The sequence below is a fragment of the Hymenobacter daeguensis genome (genome assembly GCF_054780555.1).
Window position 1 is genome coordinate 42,292 of the sequence record NZ_BAAGWC010000011.1, and the last position, 22,530, is coordinate 64,821.

General features: G+C 63.7%; 18 protein-coding genes and 1 riboswitch. Of the genes, 16 read left to right on the forward strand and 2 right to left on the reverse strand.

Features of this window, described 5'->3' with window-relative positions:
- Positions 1 to 83: 83 nt before the first annotated feature.
- Both ACYVHT_RS13450 and ACYVHT_RS13455 read left to right on the forward strand, forming a co-directional pair.
- Complete coding sequence (locus ACYVHT_RS13450; RefSeq protein WP_460552491.1) at positions 84 to 431, forward strand: DUF7009 family protein; 348 nt, start codon at positions 84 to 86, stop codon at positions 429 to 431.
- Between the two features lie 146 nt (positions 432 to 577).
- Positions 578 to 3,127, forward strand: a complete 2,550-nt coding sequence (locus ACYVHT_RS13455) for an FdhF/YdeP family oxidoreductase (RefSeq protein ID WP_460552494.1) — start codon at positions 578 to 580, stop codon at positions 3,125 to 3,127.
- Positions 3,128 to 3,251: 124 nt separating this feature from the next.
- On the opposite strand, the gene ACYVHT_RS13460 is transcribed toward ACYVHT_RS13455, so the two are convergent.
- The gene (locus ACYVHT_RS13460) at positions 3,252 to 4,445 is read right to left on the reverse strand and encodes an NTP transferase domain-containing protein (RefSeq protein ID WP_460552497.1); all 1,194 of its coding nucleotides are present in this window, start codon (positions 4,443 to 4,445) and stop codon (positions 3,252 to 3,254) included.
- A gap of 8 nt (positions 4,446 to 4,453) precedes the next feature.
- On the reverse strand, positions 4,454 to 4,945 hold the full coding sequence (gene moaC, locus ACYVHT_RS13465) for a cyclic pyranopterin monophosphate synthase (protein WP_460552500.1): 492 nt from the start codon (positions 4,943 to 4,945) through the stop codon (positions 4,454 to 4,456).
- Positions 4,946 to 5,133: 188 nt separating this feature from the next.
- Here moaC and ACYVHT_RS13470 point away from each other — a divergent pair, with 188 nt between their 5' ends.
- The 14 genes from ACYVHT_RS13470 to ACYVHT_RS13535 all read left to right on the forward strand — a co-directional run bounded on the left by ACYVHT_RS13470 (position 5,134) and on the right by ACYVHT_RS13535 (position 22,524).
- The gene (locus tag ACYVHT_RS13470) at positions 5,134 to 6,354 is read left to right on the forward strand and encodes a molybdopterin molybdotransferase MoeA (RefSeq protein WP_460552503.1); all 1,221 of its coding nucleotides are present in this window, start codon (positions 5,134 to 5,136) and stop codon (positions 6,352 to 6,354) included.
- 161 nt (positions 6,355 to 6,515) lie between these two features.
- Positions 6,516 to 6,623: riboswitch (SAM riboswitch) on the forward strand.
- A 70-nt stretch (positions 6,624 to 6,693) separates the two neighbouring features.
- Positions 6,694 to 10,503 carry a methionine synthase gene (metH, locus tag ACYVHT_RS13475; protein WP_460552506.1) on the forward strand — a complete coding sequence of 1,270 codons (3,810 nt, stop codon included), beginning with the start codon at positions 6,694 to 6,696 and terminating at the stop codon, positions 10,501 to 10,503.
- Positions 10,504 to 10,605: 102 nt separating this feature from the next.
- On the forward strand, positions 10,606 to 11,562 hold the full coding sequence (gene metF, locus ACYVHT_RS13480) for a methylenetetrahydrofolate reductase (RefSeq protein WP_460552509.1): 957 nt from the start codon (positions 10,606 to 10,608) through the stop codon (positions 11,560 to 11,562).
- 577 nt (positions 11,563 to 12,139) lie between these two features.
- The gene (locus tag ACYVHT_RS13485) at positions 12,140 to 12,721 is read left to right on the forward strand and encodes an energy transducer TonB (protein ID WP_460552512.1); all 582 of its coding nucleotides are present in this window, start codon (positions 12,140 to 12,142) and stop codon (positions 12,719 to 12,721) included.
- A 53-nt stretch (positions 12,722 to 12,774) separates the two neighbouring features.
- Entirely contained in the window at positions 12,775 to 13,341 is a 567-nt protein-coding gene (locus ACYVHT_RS13490) for a hypothetical protein (RefSeq protein WP_460552514.1), read from the forward strand.
- A 116-nt stretch (positions 13,342 to 13,457) separates the two neighbouring features.
- Complete coding sequence (locus tag ACYVHT_RS13495) at positions 13,458 to 13,898, forward strand: putative signal transducing protein (protein WP_460552517.1); 441 nt, start codon at positions 13,458 to 13,460, stop codon at positions 13,896 to 13,898.
- 78 nt (positions 13,899 to 13,976) lie between these two features.
- A complete protein-coding gene (locus tag ACYVHT_RS13500) occupies positions 13,977 to 15,146 on the forward strand; it encodes a PA14 domain-containing protein (protein ID WP_460552520.1) in 1,170 nt (389 codons plus the stop codon).
- A gap of 185 nt (positions 15,147 to 15,331) precedes the next feature.
- A complete protein-coding gene (locus ACYVHT_RS13505; RefSeq protein WP_460552815.1) occupies positions 15,332 to 16,177 on the forward strand; it encodes an SDR family oxidoreductase in 846 nt (281 codons plus the stop codon).
- Positions 16,178 to 16,233: 56 nt separating this feature from the next.
- A complete protein-coding gene (locus ACYVHT_RS13510; RefSeq protein ID WP_460552523.1) occupies positions 16,234 to 17,640 on the forward strand; it encodes an OFA family MFS transporter in 1,407 nt (468 codons plus the stop codon).
- Between the two features lie 34 nt (positions 17,641 to 17,674).
- A complete protein-coding gene (locus tag ACYVHT_RS13515) occupies positions 17,675 to 17,824 on the forward strand; it encodes an MFS transporter small subunit (protein ID WP_460552526.1) in 150 nt (49 codons plus the stop codon).
- A gap of 177 nt (positions 17,825 to 18,001) precedes the next feature.
- Entirely contained in the window at positions 18,002 to 18,607 is a 606-nt protein-coding gene (locus ACYVHT_RS13520; protein WP_460552528.1) for a gluconate 2-dehydrogenase subunit 3 family protein, read from the forward strand.
- 99 nt (positions 18,608 to 18,706) lie between these two features.
- Positions 18,707 to 20,389, forward strand: coding sequence for a GMC family oxidoreductase (locus tag ACYVHT_RS13525; RefSeq protein ID WP_460552531.1), 1,683 nt, complete (start codon positions 18,707 to 18,709; stop codon positions 20,387 to 20,389).
- A gap of 123 nt (positions 20,390 to 20,512) precedes the next feature.
- A complete protein-coding gene (locus tag ACYVHT_RS13530) occupies positions 20,513 to 21,847 on the forward strand; it encodes a glycoside hydrolase family 1 protein (protein ID WP_460552534.1) in 1,335 nt (444 codons plus the stop codon).
- A 101-nt stretch (positions 21,848 to 21,948) separates the two neighbouring features.
- A complete protein-coding gene (locus ACYVHT_RS13535; protein WP_460552536.1) occupies positions 21,949 to 22,524 on the forward strand; it encodes a hypothetical protein in 576 nt (191 codons plus the stop codon).
- Positions 22,525 to 22,530 lie beyond the last annotated feature (6 nt).

Sequence of the window (22,530 nt, forward strand, 5' to 3'; positions counted from 1 at the left end):
TACTTCGCGCCGCCAGAAAATACGCACCGCCGGGTAACTGCTTTCCATCCTCACCGTTTAACTTTTACCCAAAATCCCGCCCCATGAAACTCCGCATCGAAGACGACACGCTACGCCTGCGCTTATCCCAGGGTGAGCTGGATGAATTTGCCGCAACCGGCCGCGTCGAAGGGGCCGTGCATTTCGGCCTCAGCCCCGGGCAGCGCCTGACCTACGCCCTGGAACGCGGCTCCGAGCCCGCCCAGACCCTCCCCAACGAAGAGCCCGTGCAGGTACACTACGAGCCGGGCGCGCTCACCGTGCTGGTGCCGTTTGCGATGGCCAAAGAATGGGTCGAAACCGACCAGAATGGCTTCTCGCACACCCTGCCACTGGCTGAAAACCAGCATCTCCGCATTCTGGTTGAGAAGGACCTGGACTGCCGGCACTAGTGCCAATTATGAATTTCGAATTATGCGTTATGAATTGAGCCTATGGCGAATGCATGCCTGCAAATCGGTTCCAGCTCGCACCAAAACAACTCATCGCATTCCTCAACAAATTCATAACTCATAATTTATAATTCATAATTAAAACAATGGAAGATTCTCCCAAATCTGACCCCGGCCAGGCCGGCAAGGCCCACGAGCAAAAGGCCGAAAACGCCCCCAAAAGCGGCGAGCGCCCCAACCAGGGCAGCGCCCCCGCGCCCGACCATTACCGCACCGAACCCCAGGATACTCACGTGCACGCCCACATCCCCGCCCCCGACGTTGCCAACGCCAAGTACGAGCACCCCATTCTGGCCCAGCCGCCCGAAGCCCTGACCGGCCTGCGGCTCGAAGCCCGTGAGAAAGTAGCGGCCGGCGTCACGGCCGTCATCAAATCCATGCAGTTCAGCTGGACGGAGGGCGGCGTGGGGCGCGGCACCAAGGCCCTGCTGGGCCTGAACCAGAAGGACGGCTTCGACTGCTCGAGCTGCGCCTGGCCCGACCCCGACGAGCACCGCTCCGTAGCCGAGTTCTGCGAGAACGGCGCGAAGGCCACGGCCTCGGATGCCGACGACCGGGCCGCCGGGCCGGAGTTTTTCGCCCGGCACAGCCTGGCCGAGCTCTCGCGCATGACCGACCGCGACCAGAACAACGCCGGCCGCCTCACCCACCCGATGGTGAAGCGCCCCGGCGACAACCACTACTCCCCCATTGCCTGGCCCGATGCGTTCGACCTCATCGCCCGGGAGCTGAACGCCCTGGACTCGCCCAACGAAGCCGTGTTCTACACTTCGGGCAAGGTGCCCAATGAGCCGGCGTTTCTGTTCCAGCTTTTCGCCCGGCAGTTCGGCACCAACAACCTGCCCGACTGCTCCAACATGTGCCACGAAAGCAGCGGCTCGGCCCTGAGCCCCACGCTGGGCCTGGGCAAAGGCTCGGTGACGCTCAACGATTTGCACGAGGCCGAGGTCATCCTCATCATCGGCCAGAACCCCGGCACCAACCACCCGCGCATGCTCACGGCCCTGCAGATTGCCAAGAAGAACGGGGCCAAAATCATTGCCGTGAATCCGCTCATCGAGGCCGGCCTCAACCACTTCCGCAACCCGCAGGATTTCATGAATCCGCTGAAGGCGCTGGGCGCGCTCATGGGCGACGGCACGCAGATTACCGACGTGTTTCTGCAGGTGAAGGTGGACGGCGACATGGCCCTGCTGCGCGGCATCATGAAGCACCTGCTGGAGGCCGAGGACCGGAACCCCGGCCAGGTGGTGGACCGCAAATTTGTGGATGAATTCACGGTCGGCTTTGCCGATTTTGAGCAGAACATCCGCACCACCAGCTGGGAGGAAATTGAGGAAATCAGCGGCATCTCGCGGGCGCAGCTGCTGGAAGCGGCCAACCTCATTGCCACCAAGCAGAAAATCATCACCTGCTGGGCCATGGGCGTGACGCAGCAGCGCCAGGGCGTGCAGACCATTCAGGAAATCGTGAACCTGCAGCTCCTGAAGGGCGCCATCGGCAAGCCCGGCGCGGGCACCTGCCCGGTGCGCGGCCACTCCAACGTGCAGGGCGACCGCACGATGGGCATCTGGGAGCGCATGCCGAAAACCTTTCTGGATTCGCTGCAGAAGGAGTTCAACTTCACGCCGCCCACCAAGGACGGCTTCGACGTGGTGGAGTCCATCAAGGCCATGCGCCTGGGCCACACCAAGGTGTACTTCGGCCTGGGCGGCAACCTGCTGGCCGCCGGCCCCGACACCGAAGTCATTGCCGAAGCCATGCGCAAGCAGAAGCTGACCGTGTTTGTGGGCACCAAGCTCAACCGCGGCCACCTCACCACCGGCGAAACCAGCCTGCTGCTGCCCACCTTCGCCCACGTCGATATCGACAGACAGAAGTCGGGCCACCAGATGACTTCGTGTGAAAATTCGATGGGCGTGGTGAGCCAGAACAAGGGCATTCTGACGCCGCTGGCCGGCGAACAGCTCAGCGAAGTGGCCATCATCAGCGGCATGGCCATTGCCACGCTGGGCGAGAGAACCAACATTGCCGACTGGGTGGCCATGACGGAGAATTACGACGTCATCCGCGACCACATTGCCCGCGTCATCCCCGGCTTCGAGGATTTCAACCAGAAGCTGCGCCGGCCCGGCGGCTTCTACCTGCCCAACGGCCCGCGCGAGCGCAAGTTCACCACGCCCGACGGCAAGGCCCATTTCACCAAAACCACGCTGGAGAAGTACGCCCTGGAGCCCGACCAGCTGGTGCTGATGACGGTACGCTCGCACGACCAGTTCAACACCACCATCTACGAGTATAACGACCGGTACCGGGGCATCCACGGCGAGCGCCGCGTGCTGTTTATGAACCCCGCCGACATGGCCGCGCGCGGCATTAAAGCCAAAGACCTCATCGACATTACCAGCCACTTTCAGGGCGAGGAGCGCCGCGTGGAGAAGTTCGTGGCCGTGCCGTATGACATTCCGAAAGGTAACGTCTGCGCCTATTTCCCGGAGGCTAACCCGCTGGTTCCCATCGGCAGCGTGGCCAAAGTGAGCAACACGCCCACCTCGAAATACGTGGTGGTGACGGTGGTGCCCACGGCCGTGAACAACGACCTGCGCATCAGGGAGCGGGAGGCCATGATGGCGTAGGAACCTGCCTCAGGCTAAGTCCACCGGTCATCCTGAGCGCAGCGAAGGACCTTCTCACGCCTGAGCGATTTATTCACGTGTGAGAAGGTCCTTCGCTGCGCTCAGGATGACAAATGCGCTATCACTAGCGAGTCAGCTCCTGCTCGGCCGCGGCCCGCTCCTCCGGCGTGTTCACGTTGCGCAGCTCCTCGGGCGCGGGCGGGGCCAGCAACTCGATGTCGGAGTTAATCAGGGCCTTGCGCGGGCAGGAGTAGCCTAGGCTCAGAAACCGCAGCAGCTGCCCGTAGCTGCGCGGCTCCCAGATGCTGATGAGCGGCTCCGGAAACGCATCCCACGGACTACGGAACGACGTGGCCATGCGCGCCGGCTGCCGGTTGCTTACCAGGTGCTCCAGCGTGTTGCGGGTGAGGAAGGGCAGGTCGCAGGCCAGCACCAGCCACGCCGCGTTCGGGTCGGCCTGGAAGGCGGAGAGGATGCCCCCCAGCGGGCCGAGGCCCAGAAACGTATCGGGCAACGCGGTGAGGCCGGCGGGCAGCGCACCGGCCTGGTCGGGGCGCACCGATACGCGCACATCGGGGCAGAACTCGCTGAGCAGCGCGGCGGTGTGCTGGCGCTGGTCGAGGCCGTGGTAGTGCAGCGCGCCCTTGTCGGTTTGCATGCGCTCGCTGCGCCCGCCGGCCAGCACGAGGCCGCGCAGCACCGGCACCGCCTGGGCATACCACTGCCGGATGAAGGCGGCTATTTTTTCCGTTTCGGCCAGGCGCAGCACGGGCGGCAGCGGGGCGGCGCTGAGGTGCCCGGCCAGCACGGCGGGCAGCTCCGTCTGGCCCTCGGCCAGCAGAATCAGGCGCACGTCGGTGAGGCGGTCGAGCTTCTTGTCCAGCGGCTTGCGCGGGTCCACGATGACGACCTGCTGGCGGGCGCGGAAGTGGTTGCCGTTCACCAGCACCACGCTTTCGTGGGCCAGCAACTCGGGCTGGGTGAAGCGGTCCAGGGTCCGCGTCAGGTTGAGCTGGCGGTGGGTAATTTTATCGACCAGCTCGGCCGAGAGGCCGTTTTCGGCCACGTAGGGCATGGATTGGGCTAGCGCAGCACCAGCATCTTCGGTGGCGGCATCACCGGCGGCGTGGTCGGCATCCACGTAGGCCACGCGCAGCGCCGGGGCCAGCAGCGGCAGCAGCCGGGCCACCAGCGCCTGAATTTCGCCGCAGGGTGCCCCGAGCATGGCGAGTTCGTGGCGGCCAAACTCGCCCACGTCGGGGCGGGTGAGGGCAGCGTGTTTGAAGCGTTTTACGTTTGAGCTGGGCAGACTATCCATGGGGGAATTTACGAATTTTCGAACCGATTAAAATCCTTCTTGCCGCCGGTTTTGGCGATAAGCTGCACATTATCAATCGTAATATCGTGCGAAAAGGCCTTGCACATGTCGTAGATGGTGAGGGCGGCCACGGTGGCCCCGGTCAGGGCCTCCATCTCCACGCCGGTGCGGCCCGTGACCACGGCGGTGCACACCACGCGCAGGGCATCGGCCCCCTCGGGCTCGATGGTGATGCTGCAGTCATCGAGTCCCAGCGGGTGGCAGAGCGGGATGAGGTCGGCCGTTTTTTTGGCTCCCATGATGCCCGCCAGGATGGCCGTGTGAATCACCGGCCCCTTGTGCGAGGGCATTTCGCCGGCCTGCACGCGGCTCAGCAGCTCCGCGCCCAGCACCACGCGGCAGTGGGCGCGGGCCACGCGGCGGGTAGGCGTTTTCTGGCCGACATCGACCATCGTGGGCTGGTTGGCGGCGTTGACGTGGGTAAAGTTCTTGGTCAGCATAGGACGTAGAGACGCATATTTGCGCCGAATCGTTGGAAATGGCGAAGCCGCTAATCGGCCATTGTGGCGTTGCTAATAGCTAACTCCAGCCGCCGATTGTTTGACTGCCACTGCAATAGCTCGCTATGCAGGCCGTCCCCTTGCCCAACGAGTGACGCAAATATGCGTCGTTACCACACTGCCCGCCCATGCTCTCCCCTGCCGAAGCCACTGCCCGCGTCCTCGCCACCGCCCGCCCCCTCGCGCCCGAAACGGTGCCGCTGCCCCACGCCGCCGGCCGCATCCTGGCCGAAACCCTCACGGCCGACCGCGACTTCCCGCCCTTCAACCGCGTGGCGATGGACGGCATTGCGGTGGCCCACGCCGCCTGGGCCGGCGGGCAGACGGAATTCGAAATCCAGCACGCGCAGTATGCCGGCGCCCCGTCCCGCCCGCTGCTCAATCCGCAGCAGGCCGTGGAGGTGATGACCGGCGCCGTGCTGCCCGCCGGCACCGACGTGGTGGTGCGCTACGAGGATATTCTGCTGCATGACGGCCGCGCCGCCATCCAGATTCCGCCGCCTGAAACGCCCGGCGTCAACATCCATCACCAGGCCGCCGACCGCCGCGCCGGCGACGTCCTGCTGCTGCCCGGCACCCGCCTGGGGCCCGCCGAGCTGGCCGTGGCCGCCACCGTGGGCGCGGCCGAACTGCGCGTGACGCGCCCCGCCCGCGTGGCCGTGGTGAGCACCGGCGACGAGCTGGTGGGCATTACCGAAACGCCCCTGGCGCACCAGATTCGGCGTTCCAACGCGTATGCCCTGCAAGCGCTTCTGACGCAGGACGGGGCCGATGTTTCGCTCTTTCACCTGCCCGATGCGCTGGAAGAGCTGCGCGATGGGCTTACCAAAATCCTCGGGGCCGGCTTCGATGCCGTGGTGCTGAGCGGAGCCGTGAGCAAGGGCCGCGCCGACCACCTGCCCGGCCTGCTGCGCGAGCTGCACGTGGTGGAAATTTTCCACGAGGTGCAGCAGCGCCCCGGCAAGCCGCTGTGGTTTGGGGCCCGGGCCGGCGGGCCGGTGGTGTTCGGGCTGCCCGGCAACCCGGTGTCCACGTTCATCACGGCCGGCCGCTACGTGCGGCCTTGGCTGCGCGCCGTGCAGCAGCCCGAAGGCGCGGCCGAAACAGCGACTATTGAAGCCCTTGCACCAGCCGTGCTCACCGTGGATATTCACTTCAAGCCCCAACTCACCCACTTCGTGCCCGTGCGCCTGGCCGTGGACGCGGAGGGACGCCGCTTAGCCACCCCGCTCCGCGTAGGCGGCTCCGGCGACATGATGGGGCTGGTGGGGGCCGATGCCTTTCTGGAGCTGCCGCCGGAGCCGGCCGTGTTTGCGGCGGGCAGCGTGTGGCCGGCCTGGGCGCTGTAACGCCTTCGGCTTAATGAGGAATGAGGAATGAGGAATGAGGAATGAGGAATGAGGAATGAGGAATGAGGAATGAGGAATGAGGAATTTCGAAAGCACTTTCCAGATTCCAATTCCTCATTCTTCATTCCTCATTAAGCGCAGCGTTGTATCTTCGCCTTGCGCTGCTATCCAGAAAGACCGAGGGACCGGGCCCGATGACGTCTTGGCAACCTACCGCGAGTAGGTGCCAACTCCCGTTTCACCGCTGTTTTGGTGAAAGAAGATGACAGCCGGAACCGAGCGCCTGCGCACGGGTTTCTTTCTGGATACGCGCTTACGCAGCTATTCGACCAGAAAGAAATGTCCGTTTCCGCCCCCAACCCGCCCACCATTGCCCCGGAGCGCGAGCTACAAAATTCGCGCTACAGCCTCCCCGAGCTGCTTCGCCAGCGCCTGCTGATTCTCGACGGTGCCATGGGCACTATGATTCAGCGCCATCCGCTCACGGAGGAGGATTTCCGCGGCGCGCGCTTTGCCGACCACCCCAAGCCCCTGCGCGGCAACAACGACCTGCTGAGCATTACGCGCCCCGATATCATCAAGGGCATCCACGCCGAATACTTCGCCGCCGGGGCCGACATGGTGGAAACCAACACCTTCAGCGGGACTACCATCGCGCAGGCCGACTACGGCCTCGAGCACATTGTATATGAGCTGAACTACGAGTCGGCCCGCCTGGCCCGCGAGGCCGCCGACGAGTACAGCACGCCCGAGCGCCCGCGCTTCGTGGCCGGGGCCGTGGGCCCCACCAACCGCACCGCCTCGCTCTCGCCCGACGTGAACCGGCCCGGCTTCCGCGCCGTGACCTTCGATGAGCTGGCCACCGCCTACCTCGAGCAGGTGCGCGGCCTCGTGGATGGCGGCGTGGACACGCTGCTCATCGAAACCATCTTCGACACCCTGAACGCCAAAGCGGCCCTCTACGCCGTGCAGAAGTTCTTCGACGAAGGCGGACGGGTGGTGCCGGTCATGATTTCGGGCACCATCACCGACGCCTCGGGTCGCACGCTTTCGGGCCAGACAGTGGAGGCGTTCTGGAACAGCATCCGCCACCTGCCCCTGCTGAGCGTGGGCCTGAACTGCGCCCTCGGCGCCGACCAGCTCCGCCAGTACGTGCAGGAGTTGAGCCGCATTTCCGACGTGCACATCTCGGCCTACCCCAACGCCGGCCTGCCCAACGCCTTCGGCGGCTACGACGAGTCGGCCCAGGAATTCGCCGCCCTGGTGGAAGAATACCTGAAGGAAGGCATCGTGACGGTGGTGGGTGGCTGCTGTGGCACCACGCCCCAGCACATTGCCGAATTGTCGAAGCTGGCGCTTCGCTACGCGCCGCGTCAGCTTCGACAATTCGGCAATGAAGAATTAAGAATGAAGAATGAAGAATTGACGGATGGGGCAATTCCTCATTCTTCATTCCTCATTCCTCATTCAAACGCCACCCGTCTGAGCGGCCTCGAGCCCTTCAACATCACGTCCGACAGCCTCTTCGTGAACGTGGGTGAGCGCTGCAACGTGACCGGCTCGCGTGCTTTCGCCCGCCTCATCCGCACCGGCGCCTACGAGGAAGCCCTGGCCGTGGCCCGCCTGCAAGTGGAGGAAGGCGCGCAGGTACTCGACATCAACATGGACGAGGGCATGCTCGATTCGGAGCAGGTGATGACGACCTTCCTGCACCTCATCGCCTCGGAGCCCGACATTGCGCGGGTGCCGGTGATGATTGACTCCTCGAAGTGGAGCGTGCTGGAGGCCGGCCTGAAATGCGTGCAGGGCAAAAGCATCGTGAACTCGATTTCGCTGAAGGAAGGCGAAGCCGCCTTCCGCGAGCGCGCCCACACGGTGCGCCAGTACGGCGCGGCCGTGGTGGTCATGGCCTTCGACGAGAACGGCCAGGCCGACTCGCTGGAACGCCGCATCGAAATCTGCCAGCGCAGCTACGACATCCTGGTGAAGGAAGTGGGCTTCGACCCGTCCGACATCATTTTCGACCCCAACATCCTGACCGTGGGCACGGGCATGGACGAGCACCGCAACTACGCCCTCGACTTCATTGAGGCCGTGCGCTGGATTAAGGGCAACCTGCCCGGCGCGCTCACCAGCGGCGGCATTTCGAACATCAGCTTCTCCTTCCGCGGCAACGACGTGGTGCGCGAGGCCATGCACACGGCCTTCCTGTTTCACGCCATCAAAGCCGGCCTGGACATGGGCATCGTGAACCCCGGCCAGCTGGGCGTGTACGACGAAATCGAGCCCCATTTGCTGGAGCTGGTCGAAGACGTGCTGCTCAACCGCCGCGCCGACGCCACCGAGCGCCTCGTGGAATTTGCCGACACGGTGAAGCAGAAGGACAAGACCGAGGTGAAAGCCGACGAGTGGCGCAGCCTGCCGGTGCAGGAACGCCTGCAACACGCGCTGGTAAAGGGCATTACCGAATTTATCGACGAGGATACCGAGGAAGTGCGCCAGCAGGTAGGCCGGCCGCTGGAAGTCATCGAAGGCCCGCTGATGGCCGGCATGAACGTGGTGGGCGACCTGTTCGGGGCCGGCAAGATGTTCCTGCCGCAGGTGGTGAAATCAGCCCGCGTGATGAAGAAGGCCGTGGCTTACCTGGAGCCGTACCTGCTGGCCGACAAGCAGGGCTCGGACCGCCAGACGGCCGGCAAAATCCTGATGGCCACGGTGAAGGGCGACGTGCACGACATCGGCAAGAACATCGTGGGCGTGGTGCTGGCCTGCAACAACTTCGACATCGTGGACCTCGGCGTGATGGTGCCGCTCGAAAAGATTCTCGACGAAGCGCAGAAGCAGCAGGTGGACGTTATCGGCCTCTCCGGCCTCATCACGCCCAGCCTCGATGAGATGGTGTACGTGGCCCAGGCCATGGAAAAGCGCGGCATGAAAGTGCCCCTGCTCATCGGCGGCGCTACCACCTCGCGCCTGCACACAGCCGTGAAAATTGCGCCCTCCTACAGCGGCGCGGTGGTGCACGTCAACGATGCCTCGCGCTCGGTGGGCGTGGCGGCCGGTCTGCTCGGCTCGGGGGAGCGCGCCTACGCCCAGACCGTGGCCGACGACTACGCCGCCCTCCGCGCCGACTACGCCAGCCGCCAGCGCGACAAAAGCTACCTCAGCATCGAAGCCGCCCGCGCCAACGGCTTTAAGTCGGATTGGAACACGGTTTCGATTACCAAGCCCAGCTTCCTCGGCACCAGGGTGCTCGAAGACTACGACCTCGCCGAGTTAGCCCAATACATAGACTGGACACCCTTCTTCCACACCTGGGAACTGAAGGGCCGCTATCCGCGCATTCTGGAGGATGAAACGCTGGGCGAAGCCGCCACCAAGCTCTTCGCCGATGCGCAAGCCATGCTCACGCGCATCATCGACGAGAAGCTGCTCACGGCCCGCGCCGTGCTGGGCTTCTGGCCGGCGAATACGAAGGATTACGACACCATCGAAATCTACGCCGACGACTCGCGCGAAACCGTAGCCACCGAGTTTTTCACGCTGCGCCAGCAGGGCGAGAAAGGGCCAACCATACCCAACATTGCCTTCTCCGACTTCCTGGCCCCGAAAGAATCGGGCCGCGCCGACTACCTGGGCGGCTTCGCCGTAACGGCCGGCATCGGCATCGAAAAGCTCATCGAGCAATACGAGGCTGACCACGACGACTACTCCAGCATCATGGTGAAGGCCCTGGCCGACCGTCTGGCCGAAGCCTTTGCCGAGCGCCTGCACGAGCGGGTGCGCCGCGAGTTCTGGGGCTACGCGCCCGACGAGCACCTCACCAACGAAGACCTCGTGCAGGAGAAATACCGCGGCGTGCGCCCCGCCCCCGGCTACCCCGGCTGCCCCGACCACACCGAGAAAATCACCCTGTTTCAGCTCCTCGATGCGGAAGGCAAAACCGGCATCTCGCTCACCGAAAATCTGGCCATGTACCCGGCCTCGTCGGTGAGCGGCATGTACTACGCGCATCCGGATTCGCGCTATTTCGGCCTCGGCCGCATTGGCGTGGACCAGGTGGCCGACATCGCCCGGCGCAAGCATATGCCCCTGGCTGAGCTGGAGCGCTGGCTGATGCCCAACCTGAACTACGAGCCCAAACCGTAGGAACGCGCCATGGCGCGTTCGGGCGCGTGCCCACCAACCGTGCCGCCCACCACCAACTGTCCAAAGCCCCGAACGCGCCATGGCGCGTCCCTACATCCTCACATGAAAGTTACCGACCACCTCGCCCGCGCCAACGGCAAAACTCTCTTCTCCTTCGAGGTGCTGCCGCCCAAAAAGGGCGAAAACATCCACACGCTGTTCTCAAACATTGAGCCGCTGATGGAGTTCAAGCCGCCGTTTATCGACGTGACCTACCACCGCGAGGAGTACGTGTACCGCCACCACCCCAACGGCCTGCTGGAGAAGAAAACCGTGCGCCGCCGCCCCGGCACCGTGGGCATCTGCGCGGCCATCAAAAACCGCTTCGACGTGGACACCGTGCCCCACCTCATCTGCGGCGGCTTCACCAAGGAGGAAACGGAGAACGCGCTGATTGACCTGCATTTCCTGGGCATCGATTCCATTCTGGCCCTGCGCGGCGACCCGATTAAATCAGAAGGCGTGTTCAAGGCCGAGCCCGACGGGCACGCCTACGCCTGCGACCTCATCGGCCAGGTGGCCAACCTGAACAAGGGCGAGTATCTGGATGAGGAACAGGACGATACCTGGGCCACCAACTTCTGCATCGGCACGGCCGGCTACCCCGAGAAGCACTTCGAGGCGCCCAACTACGCCTCCGATATCCGCTACCTCAAGCACAAGGTGGACCGGGGCGCCGACTACATCGTGACGCAGATGTTCTTCGACAACGAGGAATTTTTCAAGTTTGAGCAGAAGTGCCGCGACGCGGGCATTACCGTGCCCATCATCCCCGGCCTGAAGCCGCTCACCACCAAAAGCCAGCTCACCATGCTGCCACGGGCCTTCTTCCTCAACCTGCCCGAGCCGCTGGTGGAAGCCATCAGCCAGTGCCGCGACAACGAGGCGGCCCGTGCCGTGGGCATCGAGTGGTGCCTCAACCAGAGCCGCGAGCTGATGGCTCACGGCGTGCCCTGCCTGCACTACTACAGCATGGGCAAGTCGGAGAGCATCCGGCGGGTGGCCGCCGAGCTGTTTTAAGGCATTTGCCGACCCGAAACGCCCGGCCGGCGGCGCGCCACGGCGGTTGCACTACCACGCAGGCAGCCAGCGCCTTGCGCCGCAGTGCGACCGCCACTGGCGCGCCGCCGGCCGGGCTTATTTCAGGCTGTTTCCGCAGCTCCGGCAATAGCTATGGCAGCGCCGTCGTCGCCGCTGCCTATCACTATAATTCAATTAGCAGTCAGGGTTTTCAGCCTCCGGAGCCAGCTTATCCGGGCCCGTAACCCGCGTATTGAGGGCCGTGCCGCTCACCGGGCAAAATAAAACGCTACGCAGAGTGCTTACCCATTTGGCCGGACCAGGCTCATGATATTATCACCCGAAATTTATTCATTCCGATTGCCGAATATTATCATCAAAATTCTTATAATAAACATTTTATGGTTGAAAAATAAACTTATACCCGTAGCATGACTGCCTGCGCGGGCAGGCTAGCGCAGAATAGAAACCGGGCGCGGGTGTTGAACGGAAATAGAACTTTTACTACCTTCGACCTCCCAAACGTTTGGGAAGCCCAAATGAGCTAACCGTTCTATCTTACACCCCCTATCCCGCTATGAATAGTTCTACTTATCGATTTTTTCAGCTAATGCTATTGCTGGGGTTTGCGCTCAGCACCCGGGCGCAGAAGATGCACACCACCAAATGGGAAAGCGGCATGCTCGACCGGCGCACCAAAGTGGGCGTGTGGGAATACTACGGCATTACGCCGTCGAAGGAAATGGTGGTTGTGCAGCGCTACGACCACACGGCCAGGCAATTGGTGTACTATCGGCCCGGCAACGATGCGCTCTACAGCACCGAGCTGACGCCCGGCCAGTGGCAGCGCCACGCCGTGGACCGTCCGCCGCTGTTCATTGGCGGCGATGCCGCGCTGGCCGCTTACACCACGCAGCTGCAGTACCCGCAGCTGGCCCAGGAGCGCAACATTCAGGGCCAGGTAACCATTGGCTTTGTGGTTGATAAGCAGGGCAAGGCCAGTGCGCACCGGGTGCTGCGCAGCATTGGGGGCGGCTGCGACCAGGAGGCGCTGCGCGTGGCCAAAACCATTCCCGACGAGTGGATTCCGGCCCAGATTGGCGGCAAGGACGTGGCCGTGGAATATGAGCTGACGCTAACCTTTCGGCTGGCGCAATAGTACAGAGCCGCAACGGCCGGGCGTACTTTGCGGCCTCCTAACTGCTTTGTGCCATGAAAGGTGTACTCAATAACCCCGGGCTGGGCCTGAAGCCCTTCGGCAGCGCATTGCTGGCCGTTTCTCTGCTGCTCACCGCCTGTGATTCCACGCCTAACGAGCGCCGGGCCGTGGCCCGCAAAGCCGGCCACGAGCTGGACAGCGCCGCCCGCACCGCCACCCGCAAGTTGGCCCGGATTGGCAAAGGTGCCGCTACCTACAACGCCAGCAACCGCGCCCGCCGCGCCCGGCCCCTCGACCCGCGCCAGGAGCTGGCCATGGAAGCCAGGCTGATGGGCCCGTATAATGGCCAAATCAACTCCCTCACGCCGCAGGACCTGCCGGCCGCCTACGGCCAGTTGGTGCGCGAAACCCGCACCCAGCGCGCCACCTGGACCGACCGCGACTGGGACTACGCCCGCGCCGTGTACCAGCGCCTGAACGACCAGCTGAAGCAGGTGCGCCTCGACATGCCCGCCCGCGATGAAGTGCGCGTGCGCGCCCGCCAGGCTGAGTTTGTGAGCCTGCAGGCGGGCCGCGCGGTGAAGGGCATCGATGCCGCGACCAGGAAGCAGCCGAAATAGAATTATGAATTAAAAAAGTATGAGTTATGAACTGGTGGCCGTGCTTTGCATTTGCGCCACCAGCTTGTTTCCCTGCCAATTCATAACGCATGGTTTTTAATTGATAATTGCTTTCCGTGGCCGGTTCTGATTCCATCGTTTTCCTCGAATCGTTTTACGAGCCGATGGCGGCCAATCTGGCGCGCACCCGACTGGAGGCGGCAGGTATTCCGTGCTTTCTGAGCAACGAGAATCTGGTGTCGCTGCTGCCGCTCTACAGCCCCATCACGGGTGGGGTGCGCCTGTACGTGCGCCGAAGCGACGCGGAGCTGGCGCTCGAAATACTGCACGACGAGCCCGTGCCGCTGGCCACCGGGCCCGATATCGCGTCCTTCGCCGCCGATGCGCCCGACCCGGTGACGCCGCGCTGCCCCCGTTGCGGCTCTTCAAATGTGGCGTATGGGGCGGCCACGCGCAACACCTACGGTTTCTGGGAGTCTTTGCTGTCGGTGCTGCTGCGGTTTCCGGTACGTGGCAACCGGTATCACTGCTTTCATTGCGGCAACGAGTTTAAGTAGGCGGTGGGGCACCGGATTACAGTTACCGAAAGCCAATACCAAAAGCACTGGGCTTGCCGTTACTGCAACATGGCTGACATGTATAATCGGCGTTTTGGGGTGCTGCTCTTGCTTATAGGGGTGCTGCGGCCGGGGATGCCTGCGCGGGCACAGGCCCCTCTGCCCACGGGTGATGGCATCCGGGGCGACTACTACGAAGGAACGGATTTCGACAAGTATGTCCTGACCCGGCGCGACGCCACCATCAATTTTAACTGGGGCCACCAGCCACCCGCGCCGGGCATGCCGGCCGAAGCGTTTTCGGTGCGCTGGACGGGCTGGCTGGTGCCGCCGGCCAGCGGCAAATACATTTTCCATGTGACCGTCGACGACGGGGTTCGGCTGTGGCTGAACGACCGCATGCTGCTGAACGAGTGGCGCGGGCAACCCCTGAGCGAATACACTGCCACGGCTGAGCTGCGGGCCGGCGAGCCCTACCACCTGCGGGTTGACTACTGCCAATACGGCCTGGACACCCGCATTTTCATTACTTGGGAGCGGCCCGATGTGCCGGTGAAACCACCGCCTTCCTCGTGGCATAATTTCTGGGGCAAAATGGCCGAGACGCCTAAAGCAGGGCCAATTCCCAGCGACTTTTTATATAGCCGCACCCCACCCCCGGCTGCCACCAGCGCGGTAGTTCCAGTTCAGCCGCCGGCGCCGGACCGGGCCGCTGCTGCGCCGCCGGCCGTGGCACCCAGCCGCCCGGCAGCAGTGGCCCCCATACCCACGCGCCGCCCGACGCCCGCGCCGAAACCAGTGGTTGTTACAAGGGCCGTGGCGGCCCCGGCAGCGGTTCTACCGTCCTCAGCACCGACGGTGCGGCTGGCTGACTCCGCTGCCACGGCCTCGCTCTCGGCGCTGGCCGTGGGCAGCACCGTGACCTTGCCCGACCTGTATTTCGACCAGGGCAAAGCCGTGCTGCTGCCGCCCGTGCGCACCGCCCTGGATGCGCTGGCCGCCGGGCTGCGCACCCGTCCGGAGCTGCGCTTCGAGGTACAGGGCCACACCGACAATGTGGGCAATGCCGAACTGAACCGCCAGCTCTCGCAGCAGCGCGCCGAGGTGGTGTGCCTCTACCTCACGGCCCACGGCGTGGGCACGGCCCAGCTTCAGCCCAAAGGCTACGGCGGCACCCAGCCCGTGGCCGACAATGCCGACCCCGCCCAGCGCCCCCGCAACCGCCGCGTGGTGCTGCGCCGGCTGTAGTGCCTCGGCCGGCGAACGGCCTCAAACGGTAGCCGTTCCGCTTTTTTTCGCGTAAGCAGCAGTCCACACTTTCGAACGCTGCTATGCCCACCAAAAAGAAGCCTGCGGCTACGCCCGCCGCCCCGAAACCTGCTGCCAAGGCCGCTGCCAGGCCCAAAGCCGAACGCCGCCCCACGGCCAAAGACATGAAAGCCGCTGCCCAGAAGCTGCCCTACCCGGCCAAACAGGCCGATATGAAGCTGCAGCCCGACTCGGACCTGGCCAACTACAAAGCCGCCGGCAAGCTCAAAGACAAAGTGGCCATCATCACCGGGGCCGATTCGGGCATTGGCCGGGCCGTGGCCATTGCTTTTGCCAAGGAAGGAGCCCACGTGGCCGTCGTCTTCAACGAAAACCTGGAAGACGCCGAAGAAACCAGGCGTCTGGTGGAAAAAGAGAAGCGCAAGTGCCTGCTGTTGCAGCTCGATGTGCGCGACCCGGAGCAGTGCAAGCAGGCCGTGCGCCGCACGCTGGCCGAGCTGGGCGGGCTGAACATTCTGGTGAACAACGCGGCCTTTCAAATGGCGCAGGAGAAGTTCGAGGACATTCCGGAGGAGCAGATTCGCCGCACCTTCGACACCAATATTCTGGGCTACATCTGGATGGCACAGGCGGTGATTCCGCACCTCAAAAAGGACGACTGCATCATCAACACGGGCAGCATTGTGGGCATTGTGGGCATTCCACTGCTGGTCGATTACGCCTGCTCGAAGGCGGGCATTCATGCCCTGACCAAGTCGCTGGCGCTGTACCTGGGCGAAAAGGGCATTCGGGTGAACTGCGTAGTGCCCGGCCCGGTCTGGACGCCCAACATTCCCGGCACCATGCCGCGCAATGAAGTAGCCAAGTTCGGCCACGAAGTGGCGCTCAAGCGCCCCGGCCAGCCCGAAGAGCTGGCGCCCGCCTACGTGCTGCTGGCCTCGCAGGACGGCTCATTCATGACCGGCAGCCTGGTGCATGTGACGGGCGGCAAGCTCAGCAGCGACGAATAAGCCGGGCAACGACGGCCAACGCGTCGCTCCTTCTCATCCCAAACTCCCATTCGTTCATGGCCGATACTTCTTCCTTGCTCGACCGCGCCCGTACCGTGGCGGGCCCGGGCTACAACCGCTGGCTGGTGCCGCCGGCAGCGCTGGCCATTCACCTGGCCATCGGGCAGGCCTACGCCTTCAGTGTGTTCAACAAGCCGCTGGGCGCGCTCATCAGCGGCGACGTGGCCAAGCCCGCGCCCGACGACTGGACGCCGCTGCAAATCGGCATCACGTTTTCCATCGCCATTGTGCTGCTGGGCCTGTCGGCGGCCATTTTTGGGAAGTGGCTGGAGCGCGTGGGGCCGCGCAAGGCCATGCTGGCATCGTCGCTGTGCTTTGGCGGCGGCTTTCTGATTGCGGCGCTGGGCGTGCACCTGCACAGCATCTGGCTGCTGTATTTCGGCTACGGCTTCGTGGGCGGCATCGGGCTGGGCATCGGCTACATTTCGCCGGTGAGCACGCTGATTAAGTGGTTTCCGGACCGCAAGGGCGTGGCCACGGGCATGGCCATCATGGGCTTTGGCGGCGGGGCCATGATTGGCTCGCCGCTGGCCAACAACCTGATGACGCACTTCAAAGCCTCGGCCCCGATGGGCGTGGCGCCCACCTTCATTGTGATGGGCATCATCTACCTGATTTTTATGCAGTTCGGCGTGTGGACCATTCGTGTGCCGGCCGACGACTGGAAGCCCGCCGGCTACGTGCCCAGCACCGAGCACAACGACATGATTACCACGGCCAACGTGTCGGCCGACAACGCCATCAAAACGCCGCAGTTCTGGATGCTGTGGGTGGTGCTGCTCTGCAACGTGACGGCCGGCATCGGCGTGCTCGAAACGGCTTCGCCGCTCATTCAGGAAACATTTTCGGACACGGCCATGGGCGCGGGCAAGGGCGTGACGGCCGCCGCCGCCGCCGGCTTTGTGGGCCTGCTCAGCTTGTTCAACCTGCTGGGGCGGTTTTTCTGGTCGTCGGCATCGGATAAGCTGGGCCGGAAAGTGGCCTACGCCATTTATTTCGGGCTGGGCATCGTGCTCTACGCCCTCATTCCCACGCTGGGCCACAACCTGCAACTGACGCTGTTTGTGGCCGTGGCCTGCGTGATTATCAGCATGTATGGCGGTGGTTTTGCCACGGCCCCGGCCTACCTGTCCGACCTGTTTGGCAAGTTTCAGGTGGGTGCTATTCACGGCCGCCTGCTCACGGCCTGGAGCACGGCCGGGGTGCTGGGCCCGCTCATCGTGCACTACCTCTCCGACAGCCGCAGGGCCCAAGGCTTTGCCGGCGCGGCGGCCTACCAAACGGTGTTTTATACCATGGCCGGCCTGCTGGTGGTGGGCTTCCTGGCCAACATCATGGTGCATGCCGTGAACGAGCGGTACTACGAAAAAGGCCCGGTCACGATAGAGCCCGGAGCGCATTAAAGCCCAGTCTTTCAACTTCTAACCCGACTTCGATATGAATCCGCAACCCAATTCTTCTGCCTCGCCCACCCATGCCGACGCCGGCGCAGGCGGCTCGGTGGTGCTGGCCTGGCTGGTGGTGGGCCTGCCCCTGGCCTGGGGCGTGTCGCAAACTTTCATCAAGGCCCTGGCCCTGTTTAAGTAAGCCCGGCTTTCCAACGCAAACTTCTAAAGCAGCCGGCGCAGAGCCGGCTGCTTTTTTTAGGGATTTTGTTGAAGAAAAACCCCTGAAAACTTCCACCGTTGAGTCGGTTTTGTCCGTATGCTGTTATTAGCTGGACCGTTTGGAATAATACGGTGCCCAGCCATCCAATCCCTGCTTATGCCCGTTCCCACGTACCCCGGCGGCACCGTACGCGCCCTGCTGGCCACGCCGCACGTTTCCGAAGCCACGCGCGCTGCGCTGCAGGCCCGCCTCGATGCGCCGGCCGCTTACTCGCCGCAGTTCCTGGCCCCCGAAACTTTTGCTCTGCTCGTGGCCGTCGCCGCCCGCCTCTTCCCCCAGCCCGACCGGCCCGACGCCCCCATCCCGCTCGCGCCCGCCGTCGACCAGCGCCTCGCTGAAGGCCGTGCCGATGGCTGGCGCTACGACGCCCTGCCGCCCGACCGCGAAGCCTGGCGCCTGGGCCTTGGCGGCGTGCAGGAAACAGCGCAGGCACTGTTTCAGACCGATTTTACGGCCCTGGCCACCGGGCAGCAGGATGCGGTGATTCAGGCGCTGGCCGGCGGCAGGCCGCCCGGCGCCACCTGGGCCACGCTGGATGCCAGCCGCTTCTTCGAAGAAATGCTGGCCGAGCTTACCGAAGCGTATTACTCGCACCCGCTGGCGCAGGAGGAAATCGGCTACGTGGGCATGGCCGACCTGCCTGCCTGGACGAAAATCGGTCTGAACGAAAAAGAGGACCGGGAGGTGCCAATGGGTGAGTAAGCGAATGGGTGAATGAGTGGATGACGCTTGCGTCAGTGCTCTTTCATCCGGCCGCTCCATTCACCCGTGCACCCATTCACTCACTCACCCATTGCTCCCATGCCTGACGAAGAAATCATTGAAGAAGGTGTTCTCAACCCTGTTCAGCCCGAGATTCAGGACCCGCTGCTGCGCTCGCTGCTGGCCGAGGAACCCGTAGCCGCAGATACTCCTAAAGAGCAGCCGCAAGCCATCGCGCCTGAAGCCGACGAGGTTGACTGCGTGGTGATTGGGCTGGGCGCGGGCGGTGCGCCGCTGCTGGCCCGCCTAGCCATGGCCGGCCTGAAGGTGGTGGCCCTGGAGGCCGGCCCCTGGCACAACCCCGAAAAGGACTTCGCTACCGACGAAAAAGCCCAGGACTTCCTCTTCTGGAACGACGAGCGGCTGGCCGCCGGCCACGACCCGCTGGCCATGGGCAAGAACAATTCCGGCACCGGCGTGGGCGGCAGCACGCTGCACTACACCGCCTACACGCCCCGCCCGCTGCCCGATGACCTGCACGTGCGGCGCGATTTCGGGCAGGGTGAGGACTGGCCGGTGAGCTACGCAGAGCTGGAGCCCTACTACGAAGAGGTAGAGCAGTTTCTGGGGATTTCGGGCCCTACCCCCTACCCCTGGGGCCCGGCCCGCCGCAAGGGCTACGCGCTGCCGCCGCTGCCCCTGAACAGCGCCGCCCAGCTCATGGTGCGCGGTGCGGAGAAGGTGGGCATTCGGACCGCGCCGGCGGCCAATGCGGCGCTTTCGGCGCGGTATTACCAGGAAGGAATTGGCTGGCGCGAGGCCTGTACCAACCGGGGCTTCTGCCAGGCCGGCTGTTCCAATGGCGCCAAGGCCAGCATGGACGTGACGTTTATTCCGCTAGCCGTAAAGCACGGCGCCGACATCCGGCCCAACAGCTTCGTGACGGAGATTGAGCGCGATGCGCGGGGCTACGTGACGGGCGTGGTATATACCCGGAATGGCGTGGAGCAGCGCCAGCGCTGCCGCCACCTGTTCATCTGCGCCGGCTCGGTGGAAACGCCGCGCCTGCTGCTGCTCAACGAGCTGGCCCTCACCAGCGGGCAGGTTGGCAAAAACCTGATGGCCCACCCCGGCCTGCAAGTGTGGGGGACGTTTGCCGATGAGGTGCGGCCCAACAAGGGCATTCCCGGCGGGCTGATTTCGCAGGACACGCACCGGCCGAAGGATGTGAACTTCATTGGCGGTTACCTGCTGCAAAGCATTGGGGTGATGCCGGTGACGTTTGCGGGGCAGGTAGTGCGGGGCCGCAAGCTCTGGGGCCAGCCCCTGCGCGACTACATGCGCAACTACAACCATATTGCCGGCATTAACATCCTGGGCGACTGCCTGCCCCACGCCGACAACTTCCTGGAATTATCGGAAGAAAAAGATGCCCGGGGCCTGCCCAAGCCGCGCCTGCACTTCACGGCCCAGGAAAACGAGCAGCGCATGAACGCCCACGCCGAGAAAATGATGCGCGCCATCTGGGAAGCGGCCGGCGCTACCGATATCTGGGCGTTTCAGCGCTACGCGCACGTCATCGGCACGGCCCGGATGGGCAAGAGTGGCGACGACGCCGTGGTGGATGCCAACGGCCGCGCCTTCGACGTGCCCAACCTCTACATCTCCGACAACTCGACCTTCCCCAGCGCCCTGAGTGTGAACCCGGCCCTGACCATTATGGCCCTGAGCCTGCGCACGGCCGACAAGTTTCTGGAGCAGCAGCAGCGCCGGGACAGTTGAGCGACATATGCGCGGGGCTTGCCCCCGCCCGTCGTTGAACGATTTCCACCTGACGACGGGCGGGGGCAAGCCCCGCCCCTACGTCGCTCGACCAAGCCCCTAAGTACCCAAGACCCTCTACACATGAAGTCCTTTCTCACAGAAATTCACGACCATTTTGGCAGCGGCGACTACGAGGGCGACGAGTTTGGCGGCGCACGCGGGCACAACGGCAATGGGCTGCCCACTGGCCTGCCCAACAACTTTATGTTCGCCACGGGCATCGAGTGCAGCTACCCGACCATTGATGGCGGCAAAACCCGCCGCGACCTGCTGGCCGAGTGCGACCACTACAACCGCTACAAGGAAGACCTGGGCCTGGTGAAGGAAATGGGCTTGAAAGTGCTGCGCTACGGCCTGCCGTACTACAAGATTCAGCTCAGCCCCACGAAGTACGACTGGGAGTTTGCCGACCTGGCCATGGCCGAAATCCAGCGCCTGGGCATCACCCCCATCCTCGATTTGATGCACTTCGGCGTGCCCGATTTCATTGGCAATTTTCAGAACCCGGAATTGCCCGTGCATTTCGCGGCCTACTGCGAGGAGGTGGCCAAACGCTACCCCTGGGTGCGCTTCTACACGCCGGTGAATGAGATTTACGTGACGGCCAAGATGAGCGCCAAGGACGGCATCTGGAACGAGCAGCTGAAATCGGACAAAGCCTTTGTGACGGCGCTGAAGCACCTGGTGGCGGCCAGCATCATGGGAACGCAGCGCATTGCCAAGCACCGGCCCGACTGCGTGATTGTGCAGAGCGAGTCGGCCGAGTTTACGCACGAGCTACGCGCCGAGCACACCTACGAAGTGCAGATGCAGAACAAGCTGCGCTTTGCCTCCCTCGACCTGCTCTACGGCCACCACCCCGAGGGCGACGTGCTCAACTATCTCTACGACAACGGCCTGACCCGGCGGGAATACGACTGGTTTATGGCCGGCGAGCCGCCCGGCTACCAGATAATGGGCAACGACTACTACGGCCGCAACGAGAAGATTATGCTGCCCGACGGCTCCATACAGACCAGCATGGACGTGCTGGGCTGGTACAACATCACCCGCGACTACTACCTGCGCTACAAAAAGCCGGTGATGCACACCGAAACCAACGTGCTCGAAGCCAAAGAAGCCCCTACCTGGCTCTGGAAACAGTGGGTCAACATTCTGAGGATGCGCAAGGAAGGCGTACCCGTACTGGGCTTCACCTGGTATTCGCTCATCGACCAGGTGGACTGGGACAAGGGCCTGGAGCGCAAAGTGGGCACCGTGAATCCCTGCGGCCTCTTCGACCTTGACCGGCGGCCCCGGCCTGTGGCCGATGCCTACAAGATGCTGCTGCAGGAGTACGGCCAGATTACCATCGTGCCGCACGGCGAGCTGTTCGAGGTGACCAAAGCGCCCGCAACGCTAAAGGTGGAGGTATAGCCGCCAATACCCCCGGAACGTCGGCCGGAGTGGCGGTTTCGTCGTTGATTGCGGGCCATTTCACCCCGCGCACACGCGGCGGCAGTTTTCTTCGCACTACCATGAAACGCTCGTTCCTGCCGCATAACCAGCTCTACCAGTTGCTCTGGCAGCACGGCCTGCTGCTGCTGCTGGGGTTGGGCCTGTACTTGGTTGACAAATACGAAGGCCTGCCGCCGGATGTCATTACGGGCGTTTTGCTGCTGGCGGCCGGCGGCAAAACCGGCTACTTCCTGCTGCACAATTTTCGCGCTCTGGCCGCCCTACGACAGGCTTTTCAGCAGTTTGTGCTGCTGGTATCGCTCAACCTGGGTATGATTGCGCTGTCGTTTGCCCTCGATTTCTATTGCCTGTACCGGGTCAACGACCATGCCTTCCAGGGCTTGCGCCCGGGAACCGAGCTGGACATTTTTGGCCAGCTTTTTTACCAGAGCGTGGGCACGCTCATCAGCAACTCGGGCGGCAGCGTAACGGCCACGGCCGGCTCCACGCAGGTGCTGCTGCTGCTGGAGAAAATTGCCGGCTTCGTATCCACTGTCTTCGTTATCTCCAACGCAGCCAACTTTTTACGGCCCGCGCCCCGTCATAAAAAGACCGAGCCGGCTCCCGGTCCGGAGCCGGTTGCCACGCCTTCCTGACCAGTT

Bases quoted from the DNA above. Each gene is read 5' to 3' on its own strand.
- ACYVHT_RS13450 (WP_460552491.1), top strand. From the start codon at position 84: ATGAAACTCCGCATCGAAGACGACACGCTACGCCTGCGCTTATCCCAG.
- ACYVHT_RS13455 (WP_460552494.1), top strand. From the start codon at position 578: ATGGAAGATTCTCCCAAATCTGACCCCGGCCAGGCCGGCAAGGCCCAC.
- ACYVHT_RS13460 (WP_460552497.1), bottom strand. From the start codon at position 4,445: ATGGATAGTCTGCCCAGCTCAAACGTAAAACGCTTCAAACACGCTGCC.
- moaC (WP_460552500.1), bottom strand. From the start codon at position 4,945: ATGCTGACCAAGAACTTTACCCACGTCAACGCCGCCAACCAGCCCACG.
- ACYVHT_RS13470 (WP_460552503.1), top strand. From the start codon at position 5,134: ATGCTCTCCCCTGCCGAAGCCACTGCCCGCGTCCTCGCCACCGCCCGC.
- metH (WP_460552506.1), top strand. From the start codon at position 6,694: ATGTCCGTTTCCGCCCCCAACCCGCCCACCATTGCCCCGGAGCGCGAG.
- metF (WP_460552509.1), top strand. From the start codon at position 10,606: ATGAAAGTTACCGACCACCTCGCCCGCGCCAACGGCAAAACTCTCTTC.
- ACYVHT_RS13485 (WP_460552512.1), top strand. From the start codon at position 12,140: ATGAATAGTTCTACTTATCGATTTTTTCAGCTAATGCTATTGCTGGGG.
- ACYVHT_RS13490 (WP_460552514.1), top strand. From the start codon at position 12,775: ATGAAAGGTGTACTCAATAACCCCGGGCTGGGCCTGAAGCCCTTCGGC.
- ACYVHT_RS13500 (WP_460552520.1), top strand. From the start codon at position 13,977: ATGTATAATCGGCGTTTTGGGGTGCTGCTCTTGCTTATAGGGGTGCTG.
- ACYVHT_RS13505 (WP_460552815.1), top strand. From the start codon at position 15,332: ATGAAAGCCGCTGCCCAGAAGCTGCCCTACCCGGCCAAACAGGCCGAT.
- ACYVHT_RS13510 (WP_460552523.1), top strand. From the start codon at position 16,234: ATGGCCGATACTTCTTCCTTGCTCGACCGCGCCCGTACCGTGGCGGGC.
- ACYVHT_RS13515 (WP_460552526.1), top strand. From the start codon at position 17,675: ATGAATCCGCAACCCAATTCTTCTGCCTCGCCCACCCATGCCGACGCC.
- ACYVHT_RS13520 (WP_460552528.1), top strand. From the start codon at position 18,002: ATGCCCGTTCCCACGTACCCCGGCGGCACCGTACGCGCCCTGCTGGCC.
- ACYVHT_RS13525 (WP_460552531.1), top strand. From the start codon at position 18,707: ATGCCTGACGAAGAAATCATTGAAGAAGGTGTTCTCAACCCTGTTCAG.
- ACYVHT_RS13530 (WP_460552534.1), top strand. From the start codon at position 20,513: ATGAAGTCCTTTCTCACAGAAATTCACGACCATTTTGGCAGCGGCGAC.
- ACYVHT_RS13535 (WP_460552536.1), top strand. From the start codon at position 21,949: ATGAAACGCTCGTTCCTGCCGCATAACCAGCTCTACCAGTTGCTCTGG.